General features: G+C 46.6%; 15 protein-coding genes. 5 read left to right on the plus strand and 10 right to left on the minus strand.

All coding sequences use genetic code 11. From position 1 onward, the window contains the following. Positions 1–13: 13 nt before the first annotated feature. Positions 14–364: a hypothetical protein gene (locus tag ICN39_RS00965; protein ID WP_216232267.1), complete on the minus strand. Its 351-nt coding sequence runs from the start codon at positions 362–364 to the stop codon at positions 14–16. A gap of 106 nt (positions 365–470) precedes the next feature. On the opposite strand from ICN39_RS00965, the gene ICN39_RS00970 reads away from it, so the two are divergent. After that, positions 471–1,040 (plus strand): hypothetical protein, encoded by a 570-nt coding sequence (locus ICN39_RS00970; protein ID WP_216232268.1) that lies wholly within the window; start codon positions 471–473, stop codon positions 1,038–1,040. Here ICN39_RS00970 and trpC read toward each other — a convergent pair. From trpC to rpe, 5 genes are read right to left on the minus strand one after another with little or no spacing between them, the layout of a single operon-like run. Beyond that, positions 1,021–1,824: an indole-3-glycerol phosphate synthase TrpC gene (gene trpC / locus ICN39_RS00975; RefSeq protein WP_216232269.1), complete on the minus strand. Its 804-nt coding sequence runs from the start codon at positions 1,822–1,824 to the stop codon at positions 1,021–1,023. The genes ICN39_RS00970 and trpC overlap by 20 nt on opposite strands. Before the next feature lie 10 nt (positions 1,825–1,834). Further along, positions 1,835–2,860: an anthranilate phosphoribosyltransferase gene (gene trpD / locus ICN39_RS00980; RefSeq protein ID WP_216232270.1), complete on the minus strand. Its 1,026-nt coding sequence runs from the start codon at positions 2,858–2,860 to the stop codon at positions 1,835–1,837. A 19-nt stretch (positions 2,861–2,879) separates the two neighbouring features. Continuing rightward, positions 2,880–3,446 carry an aminodeoxychorismate/anthranilate synthase component II gene (locus ICN39_RS00985; RefSeq protein WP_216232271.1) on the minus strand — a complete coding sequence of 189 codons (567 nt, stop codon included), beginning with the start codon at positions 3,444–3,446 and terminating at the stop codon, positions 2,880–2,882. After that, entirely contained in the window at positions 3,430–4,935 is a 1,506-nt protein-coding gene (trpE, locus tag ICN39_RS00990; RefSeq protein ID WP_216232272.1) for an anthranilate synthase component I, read from the minus strand. The genes ICN39_RS00985 and trpE overlap by 17 nt, the downstream gene beginning before the upstream one ends. Beyond that, positions 4,935–5,660 carry a ribulose-phosphate 3-epimerase gene (rpe, locus tag ICN39_RS00995; RefSeq protein WP_216232273.1) on the minus strand — a complete coding sequence of 242 codons (726 nt, stop codon included), beginning with the start codon at positions 5,658–5,660 and terminating at the stop codon, positions 4,935–4,937. The genes trpE and rpe overlap by 1 nt, the downstream gene beginning before the upstream one ends. Before the next feature lie 49 nt (positions 5,661–5,709). Between rpe and apaG the strand changes: the two genes are divergently transcribed. The 3 genes from apaG (at position 5,710) to ICN39_RS01010 (ending at position 8,149) form a co-directional block, all read left to right on the plus strand. Beyond that, positions 5,710–6,084, plus strand: coding sequence for a Co2+/Mg2+ efflux protein ApaG (apaG, locus tag ICN39_RS01000; protein ID WP_216232274.1), 375 nt, complete (start codon positions 5,710–5,712; stop codon positions 6,082–6,084). 131 nt (positions 6,085–6,215) lie between these two features. Continuing rightward, positions 6,216–7,346 (plus strand): murein transglycosylase A, encoded by a 1,131-nt coding sequence (locus ICN39_RS01005; protein ID WP_216232275.1) that lies wholly within the window; start codon positions 6,216–6,218, stop codon positions 7,344–7,346. Between the two features lie 26 nt (positions 7,347–7,372). Further along, the gene (locus ICN39_RS01010) at positions 7,373–8,149 is read left to right on the plus strand and encodes an enoyl-CoA hydratase (protein WP_216232276.1); all 777 of its coding nucleotides are present in this window, start codon (positions 7,373–7,375) and stop codon (positions 8,147–8,149) included. 31 nt (positions 8,150–8,180) lie between these two features. On the opposite strand, the gene ICN39_RS01015 is transcribed toward ICN39_RS01010, so the two are convergent. Genes ICN39_RS01015 through bioA form a run of 4 tightly spaced genes read right to left on the minus strand, consistent with a single transcriptional unit; the run spans position 8,181 to position 12,727 of the window. Continuing rightward, entirely contained in the window at positions 8,181–9,377 is a 1,197-nt protein-coding gene (locus tag ICN39_RS01015; protein ID WP_216232277.1) for a M20 aminoacylase family protein, read from the minus strand. Positions 9,378–9,433: 56 nt separating this feature from the next. Beyond that, on the minus strand, positions 9,434–10,153 hold the full coding sequence (gene bioD, locus ICN39_RS01020; protein WP_216232278.1) for a dethiobiotin synthase: 720 nt from the start codon (positions 10,151–10,153) through the stop codon (positions 9,434–9,436). After that, a complete protein-coding gene (gene bioF, locus ICN39_RS01025) occupies positions 10,146–11,384 on the minus strand; it encodes an 8-amino-7-oxononanoate synthase (protein ID WP_216232279.1) in 1,239 nt (412 codons plus the stop codon). The genes bioD and bioF overlap by 8 nt, the downstream gene beginning before the upstream one ends. Further along, on the minus strand, positions 11,381–12,727 hold the full coding sequence (gene bioA, locus ICN39_RS01030) for an adenosylmethionine--8-amino-7-oxononanoate transaminase (RefSeq protein ID WP_216232280.1): 1,347 nt from the start codon (positions 12,725–12,727) through the stop codon (positions 11,381–11,383). Before bioA ends, bioF begins: the two co-directional genes overlap by 4 nt. Positions 12,728–12,816: 89 nt before the next feature. Between bioA and bioB the strand changes: the two genes are divergently transcribed. Further along, positions 12,817–13,866, plus strand: a complete 1,050-nt coding sequence (gene bioB, locus ICN39_RS01035; protein WP_216232281.1) for a biotin synthase BioB — start codon at positions 12,817–12,819, stop codon at positions 13,864–13,866. Positions 13,867–13,873 lie beyond the last annotated feature (7 nt).

Below are 13,873 nucleotides of genomic sequence, written 5' to 3' on the forward strand. Positions count from 1 at the left end.
GGGCTATAAATGGTTATGAAGCTTTTGCTGCCTTTTCTAAACATTTAGAAATTTCTTCATAGCGCTTTAGAGCAATCTTGGTAGGCAATACTTCTTTTTTGCGACCATCAGCATTTGCAGCCATTTTGATGTAACCCAAGGCGCTGAGATTTTTGAGGCGACCATGTAGCGTCGCTTGTGAGCCAAGATCGGAAATGGAGATCAGATCACCAACCAAAATTGCCTGCTTTGCATGGGCGCAGGAAACAATTTTATCGAGCAAACTCTCTTCGATGCAATCAAGTTTTTTCCCTGGATTGATGCGATCGAGAGCATCAATTAAGTTGAGGAACTTAATATAGGATGACGGTTTAGTAGATGACATATTTAGTATTTATTTGTATTGGCTCTAAGGCTAGTGTTAGTGTATTCCCTTGGTCTGATTTTGGCAATTGATGCGCATCAATAAAAATTAATCCATACTAAAAACAATGTCTAAATTATTCGCAATCTCTTCGGAATGGATTTTTGGCTGTGCCATTAGTGCGATAGCGTACACACTTCTTTTTTATTGCAATGGCTGGCTTACCAACGGTATTACTTTTGGCTTAGGGGTAAGTTGGATTTATCTTCCTGCTGGCCTGCGCTTATTTTTGACATTGATTTTTGGTTTGCCTGGCGCCATTGGAATTGCTATAGCCTCATTTTTAATTAGCTATTACGGTGATTTCCCGCACGACTTGACTGTATGTATTGGGGTTGGATTAATTTCAGGGTTTGCACCTTACCTGGCTAGATTTTTTGTTTTTAGCAATCTTCGCCTTGAGTCAGACTTAAGTAATCTCAACTTCCCCAAACTCATTGCATGTATTTTGATTTATTCCCTGCTTTCAGCAGGCTTGCATCAGCGGTGGTTTGCTACGATGACCCTGGAAGATACGGGTAGCGTGAATCACTTCCTGGTGATGTTTATTGGTGATGTTCTTGGCTCATTCCTACTCATTTCTTTGATCAAATACTGCTTAGATCTATTGCGAAAGATTAGGGAAACAGCTGGCTAAGGGCTGCGCCTGGATCAGCGGCGCGCATAAATGCTTCCCCAACCAGGAATGCGTTGATTTGATTGTTGCGCATGAGCTCTACATCAGCGCGACTCAAGATGCCAGACTCTGTTACTAAGGTTTTATTGTCTGGAACCATAGACATTAGAGAGAGGGTGGTTTGCAGTGTGACCTCAAAGGTTTTGAGGTTGCGATTGTTAATGCCAAGTAATGGTGTCTTGAGCTCTAGCGCTTGCTCTAATTCTGGTGCGTTATGAACTTCGACTAAAACATCTAGACCTAATTCATGGGCACAGGCCTCAAGCTCTTTCATTTGATTTAATTCTAGGCAAGCCACGATGAGCAAGATTGCATCAGCGCCAATTGCACGAGCTTCATAAACTTGATAAGGGTCTATGGTGAAGTCTTTGCGTAATACTGGGATATTGCATGCGGATCGAGCTTCTTGCAGATAGGCATTGCAGCCTTGAAAGTAATCTATATCGGTTAACACTGACAAACATGCGGCGCCATGCTGTTCGTAGGACTGGGCAATACTTGCTGGTACGAAGCTCTCGCGCAAGATACCTTTGCTTGGGCTTGCCTTTTTGATTTCAGTGATGACTCCTGCCTTACCAGCAGAAATCTTGTTCTCAATAGCCTGAATAAAGCCTCTAGGCTTGAGAGAGGCATTTTGATTATTGGCTTCAGCTTGCTCACGTTGATTGGCAAGCGACATTTTCTGCAGACAGTTAGCCACTTCAATTTTTTTGGTCGCAACAATTTTATCGAGGATATCGCTCATGAATAATCAATTATTTAGATTGGGTTGCTGCAACAAAAGCATCTAGCTTTTGACGTGCCGCTCCAGAGGTAATGGCTACCCTAGCCAGGGCAACACCGCTTGCAATATCTTTTGCTACTCCAGCTACATAGAGTGTAGCTCCAGCATTGAGGCAGACGATATCACTTGCAGGCCCTAGCTTGCCATCAAGTACATCCAAGACAATCTGCTTGGATTCTTCAGCATTAGCCACTTTAAAACTGTTGGTAGGAGCGGTATTTAATCCAAAATCTTTTGGATGAATCTCATATTCACGTACCAAGCCATCTTTGAGTTCGCCGACTAAGGTTGGACCCTCTAAGGAAATTTCATCCAGTCCATCCCGTCCATAAACGACAAGCGCATGCTCCATACCCAAGGCTTGCAATACGCGCGCCTGAATACCGACTAGGTCAGCATGAAATACACCCATCAAAATGCGTTTGGCATCAGCAGGGTTGGTGAGCGGGCCAAGAATGTTGAAAATAGTCCGGACACCGAGTTGTTTGCGAATAGGTACTACGTTTTTCATTGCTGGATGATGGTTCGGGGCGAACATGAATCCCGCGCCTACTGATGAGATACACGCGGCGACCTGCTCAGCAGATAAAGCCAGATTCACGCCAAGCGCCTCTAATACATCTGCGCTGCCTGACTTACTGCTTACGCTGCGATTGCCATGCTTAGCGATCTTTGCCCCTGCCCCCGCAGCTACAAACATCGCTGCAGTAGAAATATTGAATGTATGAGCGCCATCACCGCCTGTACCCACTACATCTACCAAATGACTGCGGTCATCCACCTTGACTGAGGTGGCAAACTCCCGCATCACTTGTGCAGCAGCAGCAATCTCACCAACAGTTTCTTTTTTGGTGCGCAGGGCAACCAATAATCCAGCCACCAACTCTGGCGCCATTTCACCGCTCATGATGAGCCGCATCATTGCTGTCATTTCATCATGAAACAGTTCACGATGTTCAATGCAGCGTTGAAGGGCTTCTTGCGGAGTTATTGACATAGCGCTGTTATTAGACTGATTATTTGTTTTGTAAAAAATTCTTGAGTAGGGCGTGGCCATGCTCGGAAAGAATAGATTCTGGGTGGAATTGCACGCCCTCAACTGCGAGTTCTTTATGGCGTACGCCCATGATCTCACCGTCAGAAGAAGTGGCAGTTACTTCTAGCATTGCTGGCAAAGAGCTTTTCTCAATAGCTAGAGAGTGGTAGCGAGTCACCTTAAATGGATCAGGCAAATTCTTAAATACACCCACACCAGTGTGATGAATGCTATCGGTCTTGCCATGCATGACTTTTTGGGCGCGAATGACTTTCCCGCCAAATGCTTCACCAATAGCTTGGTGCCCTAAGCACACGCCTAGGATCGGAATTTGTCCCGCATAGCGCTTGATGGTTTCGACTGAAATACCTGCCTCAGAAGGGCTGCATGGCCCAGGTGAGATGCAAATACGCGCAGGATTCAGTTTGGCAATATCTTCCACAGCAATTTCATCATTGCGAAAGACTTTTACCTCCTCACCAAGCTCTGCAAAGTACTGAACGAGGTTGTAAGTAAATGAATCGTAGTTATCAATCATTAGGAGCATCAAGTCCTCCTTGTACTAAATCTGCTGCAGTCAATACCGCGCGTGCCTTTGCTTCCGTTTCTTTCCATTCGGCAGTCGGATCAGAGTCAGCAACAACGCCAGCTCCAGCCTGAGAGTGCAGCATGCCGTCACGGATCACGCCGGTACGAATGGCAATGGCCACATCCATATCGCCTGAGAAAGAGAGGTAGCCTACTGCGCCACCATATACGCCGCGCTTCACAATTTCCATTTCATCAATGATTTCCATCGCCCGAATTTTTGGTGCGCCTGATAAGGTGCCTGCCGGGAAAGTGGCTCGCAATACATCCATATTGCTCATATTGTCCAAAAGATCACCTTCCACAGAACTCACGATGTGCTGAACGTGCGAATACTTCTCAATGGACATGGAGTCGGTTACCTTGACTGAGCCAGTTTTGGCAATGCGACCCACGTCATTGCGGGCTAGATCAATCAACATTACATGCTCAGCAATTTCTTTGGGGTCTGCCAAGAGTTCTTTGGCTAAACGCTCGTCTTCCTCAGGATTGGCTCCACGAGGGCGGGTGCCAGCTAGTGGCCTGATAGTCACAATCTTCTCGGCAGCCCGTTTTTCTTGGCGCACCAAAATCTCAGGGGATGAGCCAACAATTTGCAAATCGCCAAAGTCATAGAAGTACATGTATGGCGATGGATTAAGCGAGCGCAACGCTCTGTAGAGGGCTAATGGTGAGTCTGTAAATGGTTTACTAATACGCTGACCAATGACTACCTGCATACAATCGCCAGCCAAAATATATTCTTTGGTCTTAAGTACTGCTTTTTCAAAATCAGCTGCTTTGAATTTGCGGATGAGATCGGTTTTGGTGCTTGGCAAAGATGCCGGCATATTTACTGGCTTACTAAGACAAGCGAGTAATTCTTTTAGGCGATCTTGCGCTTTTACAAAACCATCAGCAATGCTCGGATCCGCATAGACAATCAAATAAATTTTGCCAGCAACGTTATCAATCACTGCTAACTCTTCAGTCAGCATTAGTTGAATATCAGGAACGCCTAATTCATCCGGTAGTTGATGCTTGGCTAAACGTGACTCGATATAGCGAACAGTGTCATAACCAAAGTAGCCGGCAAGGCCACCGCAAAAGCGGGGCATATCAGCTTGTAAAGCTACCTTAAAACGCTTGAAGTAAGCATCCACAAAGTCGAGTGGATTATCGGTATTCGTTTCAACCACTTTTCCATCAGTCACTACTTCGTTGACTGGTGCTGAAGGGGTGCCGACAGTTCTCACGATAGTCTTGGCAGGCAGGCCAATAAAGGAGAAGCGGCCGAAACGCTCGCCACCCAAAACAGACTCCAATAAGTATGTGTTGGTTTTACCGAACGCTTGAGTCAGCTTAACGTAAAGAGACAGTGGAGTCTCTAGATCCGCCAAAACCTCTTTGATCAGAGGAATGCGATTGAAACCCTGCATTGCTAGGGCGTTAAATTCTTCGCGCTGCATTACGCTTTTCCTGACTTTCCTAATTCAGTGCGCATCGCTTGAATGACTTGAGCATAATTTTCTTGTGCGTAAATTGCTGAGCCTGCAACAAAAGTATCAGCACCTGCTCGAGCCACTTCTGCAATGTTGTCGACTTTAATTCCGCCATCCACTTCAAGGCGAATATGTCGACCAGTCTCAGCCTGGTAACGATCGAGGCGTGCGCGTACTTGAGCAATCTTGTTCAGAGTGCTCGGAATAAATGATTGGCCACCAAAGCCTGGGTTGACTGACATCAGCAAAACAAGATCCAACAATTCCAAAGTGTGATCGAGATGAGTCAGTGGTGTTGCTGGATTGAATACAAGGCCTGCTTGACAACCCTGATCACGAATCAAATTCAGTGTGCGATTGACATGTGGACTTGCTTCAGGATGGAAGCTAATTAAATTGGCACCCGCTTTGGCAAAGTCGGGGACGATACGATCTACCGGCTCGATCATTAAATGCACATCGATCACCGCAGGTTTGCCATCTTTATTTGCATAGGGCCGAATAGCCTCGCAAACTAAGGGGCCAATAGTGAGGTTGGGCACATAGTGGTTATCCATCACGTCAAAGTGAATCCAGTCGGCGCCCGCTACTAAAACGTCTTGAACTTCCTTGCCAAGGCAAGCGAAGTCAGCCGACAAAATGGATGGGGCAATAACAAATTGACTATTTGAGGGTGATTTTTGGCTTTCCATCCCTAGATTCTAGCTTGCAGTTGGTCTTAGGATGGAGCAGAATTCGTCCATGAATCCCCACGAAATGAGCATTACGGTCAAAGCCCAGTACCTTCCTGAGCAATCTGACCCCGATAACCGCCAATTTGCCTTCGCTTATACGGTAACCATCCGCAACACGGGGGCGGCCAGTATTCAGGTGATTGCCCGCCATTGGTTCATTACAGACGGGGATAACGATGTCCAGGAGGTCCGAGGGCTGGGTGTTGTTGGGCAGCAACCGCTACTGCGCACCGGAGAGCATTTTGAGTACACCAGCTGGGCAACTTTGCCCACTCCTGCGGGAACCATGCGCGGGGAGTATTTCTGTGTGACTGAGGATGCCCAGTTCTTTCAGGCCCCTATCCCAGAATTTGCCCTAGTGATGCCCCGTACCCTGCATTAAATTAGGGTGGTGGAGAACGCTATTTTTTCCCCTTGCCCGTCCAAAGGACAATAAATAAGAAAAGTCCCAAGGCAACAGCGCCTTCAAAAACAAACAGTAGCATTGGGTATTCATCGAGTAGATTGGCAATCATGATTTCTAAATTTAAATTAGTTCCGTTAAGTGTATTCGCTATCTTGATAGCCAGCTTGATTGTTGGATGTTCTACGCCCCCCACTCGGGGAACGGGCTATCGCTCAAGCGGGTCTGGTGCTGCACCATCAAGCTACAACTCTTCGATTGCAAGCTTTAGCGCTGTATCTTGGCAAGCCTTGCCTGGATGGCAGGAAGACGACTTGTCTCAGGCTTGGCCTGCTTGGTTAAAAAGTTGCGATGCTTTGCGCAAGAAAAATAGTGATGTGAACTGGCGTTCAGTCTGCGCCCAGGCGGGGAATGTATCTAGTCGTGATACGCAAGCTATTCGTAAATATTTTGAAAGTAATTTTCAGGCTTATGAAATTCGCAATAGCTCAGGGAGTGATACTGGCTTAATCACGGGCTATTACGAGCCAGTGATGAATGGTTCGCAAACCCGTACGAGTACCTATAACGTGCCGCTCTATGGCTACCCTAATGCTTGGCGCAAGTCCAAACCCAACCCAGGCCCAAGCCGTGCAGAGCTGATGAGCTCTGGCGTCTTGCAGGGTTCTGAAATTGCTTGGGTGCAAGATCCTGTGGCGGCGGCGTTCATGCAAATTCAAGGCTCTGGAAAAATCCGCCTTGAGGACGGACGTATTTTGCGTCTGGGTTTTGCGGGCACCAATGATCAACCTTTTAAATCATTTGCTCAGTGGTTGCTTGATCGTAAAGAAATCACACGCAGCGAAGCAACGATGCAAGGTATTTCACAATGGGCCAAACGTAATCCTGGCCAAGTGAATGAAATGCTTAATGCCAATCCCCGTTTTGTTTTTTTTAAAGAGTTGCCAGGTAACGTCTCTGCTGATTTAGGCCCTAACGGCGCTCTCGGTGTTCCGCTTACGGCTGAGCGCAGTATTGCAGTAGATTTACAAGCCTTGCCACTGGGTGCGCCTGTCTTTTTAGCTGCCACTAAACCATTGAGCAGTCAGCCTTTGCAAAAGCTGGTGATGGCGCAGGATACGGGCAAGGCAATTGTGGGTGGCGTCAGAGCCGACTACTATTGGGGATCGGGAGATTCTGCTGGAGAGATGGCGGGTCGCATGAAACAAAATGGCAGGATGTGGTTGTTGCTGCCACGTTAATTTAATATTTTCACTGAAAGAAATTCATGAGCTACAAAACAATTTTGACTGAGGTAGATGGCAAGGTTGCCACCATTACTTTGAATCGCCCTGAGGTGTTGAATGCCTTGAATGATCAACTGATGGAAGAGCTTGGCGCTGCATTATTGGCATTTGATGCGGATGACAATATTGGTTGCATGATCGTTACTGGAAGTGAAAAGGCATTTGCCGCTGGAGCGGATATAGCCTCAATGGCTAAGTATGGCCTGACAGATGTTTATCGCGGCGACTTTATTACCCGTAATTGGGAAGAGATTAAAAAAGTACGCAAGCCAGTAATTGCTGCTGTCTCTGGTTACGCCTTGGGCGGTGGCTGTGAGTTAGCTATGATGTGTGACACCATCATGGCTGCAGATAACGCTAAGTTTGCACAGCCCGAAGTGAAGTTAGGAATCATTCCTGGGGCTGGAGGTACGCAACGTTTACCGCGTGCGGTATCAAAAGCCAAGGCGATGGATCTGGCTTTGACGGGTCGCATGATGGATGCTGCTGAAGCTGAGCGCTCTGGTTTAGTCGCACGCATCTTCCCGCAAGCGGACTTATTAAAAGAGGTAAAGGTAATCGCTAAAGGAATCGCAGACATGCCTTTATTGACTGCAATGATGGTGAAGGAAAGTATCAACACCGCTTATGAAACTACTTTGTCCGAAGGTATTCATTTTGAACGCCGCCTCTTTCATGCTTGCTTTGGAACGAATGACCAAAAAGAGGGTATGGCTGCGTTCATGGAAAAGCGTCCAGCTAAATTTACCAATTCTTAATTTAATAGCCGAAGAGAAAGTTTTAAAGAAGTTAGTTTTTTTCTAGAAAGCGCTGAGCTAGTTTGACCCAATAGCTCACGCCTACTGGAATCAATGAATCATTAAAATCGTAAGAAGGATTGTGCAAATGGCATGGTCCCATGCCATGACCTACCGAGCGATGATCGCCATCGCCATTGCCTAAGAATACGTAGCAACCAGGCTTCTCCAGCAACATAAATGCAAAGTCTTCCGCGCCCATCGTAGGGTCGATCGAAGCATTCACATTTTGCTCTCCAACCAACTCACCCATCACCTCAGTAGCGAATTTCACTTCATTGGCATGATTAATCAGGGGTGGGTAATTTCTAGAAAACGTAATTTCAGCTTGGCAATCAAAGGCGCTAGAAACGCTATGGGCAATTTCTCGTAGACGTTGCTCTATGAGATCCAGGACATCTAAGGTAAATGTGCGGACCGTGCCGCCGATGAAAGCATTATCCGGAATGACATTGCTCGTTTCACCCGCATGAAATTGCGTGATGGATAAAACTGCGGCGTCCACAGGACGTTTATTACGTGTAATGATGCTTTGTAATGCAAGCACTACTTGGGCGCCAGTAAATACTGGATCCGCGCTATTGTGGGGTAGAGCGGCATGACCGCCTTTACCGGTAATGGTAATTTCGAAAGTATTGCTTGAGGCCATCATTGGGCCAGAGGTAACACCAAAGTGACCTTCCGCCAGGCCAGGCCAGTTATGCAGGCCAAATACTGCATCACATGGAAACTCTTTGAAAAGTCCATCCTTAATCATTTCATTAGCACCAGCACCCCCTTCTTCAGCGGGCTGGAAAATAAAAATCACTGTGCCTTTAAAGTCGCGGTGATTGGATAAATATTGTGCGGCGCCAAGCAGCATTGCAGTGTGACCATCATGTCCACAAGCATGCATCTTTCCGGGGTTTGTTGATGCATGAGCAAAGCTGTTGTGTTCTTGCAGTGGAAGGGCATCCATATCGGCGCGCAGACCAATCATCTTGCCCAGACCCAAGTCGCCATCTAAGCGACCCACGACACCCGTTTTCCCCATGCCGCGGTAGACGGTAATTCCCCAGCTAGAAAGCGCTTCCGCAACTAGATCGGCAGTGCGATTTTCTTCGAAACGCAATTCAGGGTGCGCATGAATATTGCGTCGAATTTCTTGAATGGCTTCTGCGGAGTCAATAATTTCTTGGGCTAAATGCATGCCTTCATCTTATCCGAAAGTCTTTGGAGATGTCTTTTGTGCGAAATTACTGCCAGTTAATTGTTGGGCAATTGAATGTGCTTTGCAGCAAAATTCAGCGCTTCAATTGAATATGGGCTGTTATCGGCTTTTTGGAGCCCTTGTGGAAGTGCTGGAATGAGGCCTAAAAATGGGGCATCTATTTTGGCTTGCAAAGTCTGAATATTTTCATCAATCAATGGCATTTCGGTGGATAGGGTGTTCGCTACCCATCCTGCAGTATTTAAATGGCGAGATTTGATTGCCTCATAGGTCAGGAGGGCGTGATTGATGCAGCCTAATTTCATGCCGACCACCAGGATGATGGGTAATTTAATTTCTTGAGCGAACATCGCTAAATCTTCCTGATCATTGAGAGGGACGATTAAGCCGCCAGCACCTTCAACTACAACGCAATCTGCTTGATTTTGAATGTTCTGAAAACCCTGCAAGATCACACTCATTTCAAGTTTTAGACCTTGATGTGCCGCTACTAAATGTGGGGCAGCAGGCCGATCTAATACATAAGGACACAAACTTAACTCCTTGGAGCTGAGCTTTGAGGCGATGCGCAGCGTCTCTAAATCTTCATTCAGAGTGTGGCCTTGTGCATCTTGATAAGTTCCAGCAACAACCGGTTTAAAACCAATCGCATTGATTCCCTGTTCGCGCAATTTCAGAATGAGAGCACCGCTCACCAACGTTTTTCCAACCTCGGTGTCTGTGCCAGTGACAAAAAGGCCCGTGGACTTACTCATGAGAACCCTTTTGAATGACTGCTTGCTCAATGGCTTTCAAAGCACCAATGAGCTGACGCAAATCTGATTCGCTATGGTTTGCAGAGAATGTAATGCGTAATCTTGCGCTACCATTGGGTACGGTAGGGGGGCGAATGGCTGGAATCCAATAGCCAGCATCATCAAGTAACTTAGCAGCGAGCAGGGCGTTGGCATTGCTGCCCAATATGACAGGCTGAATGGCAGTACAAGAGGACACTTTTTCCCATTGAGTAAATTGCATTTCAACTTGCCATATACCAATTAGTTTGTTGAGATGAATGCGGCGATTGCTGCCCTCATCCCCATCGATGATCTGCAAACTTTTTGAAAGTGTATGTGCTATCGCAGGTGGCGTTGCGGTGCTGTAAATAAAAGGGCGACCCTTTTGAATGAGCCACTCAATAAAAGTGGCTTGTGCACAAACAAAAGCGCCGCTTACGCCCGCAGCCTTTCCAAGTGTGCCAATATAAATAATGCGATCAGAGCAGATATTTTCCTGCTCCAAAATGCCATGACCTTGTTTACCTAACACTCCGAAACCGTGAGCATCATCTACGAGTAACAGTGCATCGTATTGCTCAGCAAGTTTTAATAATTCCTCAACTGGAGCAAGGTCACCATCCATACTAAAGACACCATCAGTAACAATGATCTTCAGTGGATGTTGATCTGTTTTCAGTAATTCTTCTAATGAATCAAGTTGTGTGTGATCAAACAGGGCGACATTTGCTTGAGTCTGCGCAGCCGCTAAACGAATCCCATCAATTAAAGAGGCATGATTGAGCTTTGCGGAATAAATGCTGGTCGATTTTTGTGGCCCCAGTCTTGCTAGGCTAGTGATGGCGGTAAGGTTGGCGAGATAGCCGGTACTAAAAAATAGGGCGCGCGCATTCGGAATGTGCTGCTTTTGAAAAGAGGCCAATTGGTTTTCAAGTAGCTCATGGGCCATGCTGTGACCGCTAATGAGATGGGAGGCGCCACTACCTACCCCATACTTTTTACCGCCTTCCGCAAGCGCTTGAATTAATTCAGGATGGTTCGCTAGTCCTAAATAGTCATTGCTACAGAATGCTTTCAGCTCCCGTCCATCGACTATGGCTTTGGTATCACATGGCGATGTAGTTGCTCTGAGTTTGCGTTTGAGCAATTGCGACTCAAGATCTGCAATCTGCTCTTGTGCTAACTTTAAGGCCTGATATGAGTTTGTCATGCCAGAGTTTTCTCAAGGGCAACTTGCACAGCATTACCCAGTTGCGCAGTTTCTGATGGAGACAAAATATACGGCGGCATGACGTAGATAGTGTTGCCGATTGGTCTGATCAACACGCCTTCACCTAAACAGTTTGAAAACATGTTTCGCGCAAACATCTTAGGATTTTTTAGAAACTCATGCTTGATATCAAATGCCAAGATCATTCCTTGTTGGCGCCAATGCTCAATTCGGGTATCTATTTTTGCCCATGCAAACGCACTTGCCAAATCCTTTGAGCGCTCAATATTTTTTTCTAAGACTTTGTCAGTTTCGAAAATCTCTAGACAAGCCAGTGCAGCAGCACAAGCTAGTGGATTGCCGGTATAGGAATGAGAATGCAAAAATCCTTGCTGAGTTTGATCGCCATAAAAGGCTTGATATATCTGGTCTGTAGTAAGGCAGAGTGATAGCGGAAGATAGCCACCGCTAATACCTTTAGACAGAGTCAAGAAGTCTGGCCATACGCCAGCATGTTCGCAGGCAAAGAACTTACCGCTCCGCCCACAGCCCACCGCAATCTCATCTGCAATCAGATGTACTTCATAGCGATTACATAAATCCCTTACTAAACGCAGATACTCCGGAGAGTGCATGGCCATTTGCCCTGCGCACTGCACTAAAGGCTCGACAATGATGGCGGCAATATTGTCATGTTCTATTGCAAATAATTCTTCAAGTTTTTTTGCTGCATGTCTTGCTACATCTTCAGCGCTCTCACCAGCTTTTGCTTTGCGTGCATCGGGTGATGCAATGGTGAATACATCTTGCAATAGTGATCCATAGGCTTCCCGAAAAATAGCAACATCAGTTACTGCCAAGGCGCCAAGCGTTTCTCCGTGATAACCATTTTCTAAGCACACAAATTTTTTCTTTTGTGGTTTGCCGTTGAGTTGCCAGTAGTGGTGACTCATCTTGAGCGCTATTTCTACTGCAGAAGCACCATCGGAGGCGTAAAAGACATGGCCTAAATTGTGATTGGTGAGTGCCGCTAGTTTTTCAGATAACTCCACTACAGGAGGATGTGTAAAACCGGCGAGCATTACATGCTCAATTTTTTCGAGTTGCGCGGTAATGGCTTGATTGATGCGCGGGTTGGAGTGACCAAATAAATTGGTCCACCAAGAACTAATGGAGTCGAGCAATGCTTTTCCGTTTTCGTCATAGAGCCAAGCACCCTTACCGTTTGTAATGGCAACCAGAGGAAAGGACTCATGCTGTTTCATCTGAGTGCATGGGTGCCAAACGGCTGCAAGGCTGCGATCAACGAGGGGGGCTTGGTTTAAATCAGAAATAACCTTCATGTTTGATATTTGACCACTAGTTTTTCCAAATTCAGGCTTGTATCTGTTATGTTTATGTCTTGAATCCCCTCATTTTCTGGAATTTACCCATGCAGGACACTCAAACCGTTGAAAAACCCTTAACCCAATTCAAATCCAAGGCGGATTTGCATCAGGGCGTAAACGCAGGTGCAGAGGCATCTGGCGAGTGGTCAGTGGCTCAAATTGAAGCCTTATTTGCACTCCCTTTAAATGAATTGATGCTGAAGGCTCAAGAGACTCATAAGGCTTATTTCCCAGAGGGTGATGTGGAATTAGCCACGCTGCTATCCATTAAGACGGGCGGTTGTCCTGAAGATTGTGGTTACTGCCCACAAGCCGCTCGTTACGACACCGATGTTAAGGCTGAGAAGTTAATGGGCTTAGAAGAGGTTTTAGAGGCCGCTAAAGCCGCTAAAGCCGCCGGTTCTAACCGTTTTTGTATGGGGGCCGCTTGGCGCGAACCCAAAGACCGCGATATTGAAAAAGTGACTGCCATGATCAAGGGCGTTAAAGCCTTGGGTCTGGAAACCTGTGCCACCCTAGGCATGCTGGAGGCTGATCAAGCTCAAGCACTGCAAGAGGCGGGCCTAGACTTTTATAACCACAACTTAGACACCAGCGAGGATTTTTATCGCTCTGTGATTTCAACTCGAGGTTACCAAGACCGTTTAGACACGATATCCAATGTTCGGGCCGCTGGTATGTCTGTTTGTTGTGGCGGTATCGTAGGTATGGGTGAGTCTAGACAGCAGCGCGCTGCATTTTTGGCCCGCCTAGCCAATTTAAGCCCCTATCCAGAATCGGTTCCTATCAATCATTTGGTGCCAGTTGCCGGTACGCCATTGGCTGAGCAAAAGCCTTTGGACCCACTGGAGTTTGTGAGAACGATTGCGGTTGCTAGGATCACGATGCCTAAAGCTCGCGTTCGTTTATCTGCTGGTCGTCAGGAGCTTGGTAGGGCGGTTCAGGCCATGTGTTTCATGGCTGGTGCTAACTCGATTTTCTATGGCGAGCAATTACTCACTACCGGTAATCCCGAGGCAGAACAAGACCGTGAGCTTTTGGCAGAGCTGGGTTTAAAGACCAAACAAAGCTGCAAAGCAGAGGTTTTAGTTTAACTTCCTA

The organism is Polynucleobacter sp. AP-Reno-20A-A9, from assembly GCF_018882085.1.
GTDB lineage: Bacteria > Pseudomonadota > Gammaproteobacteria > Burkholderiales > Burkholderiaceae > Polynucleobacter.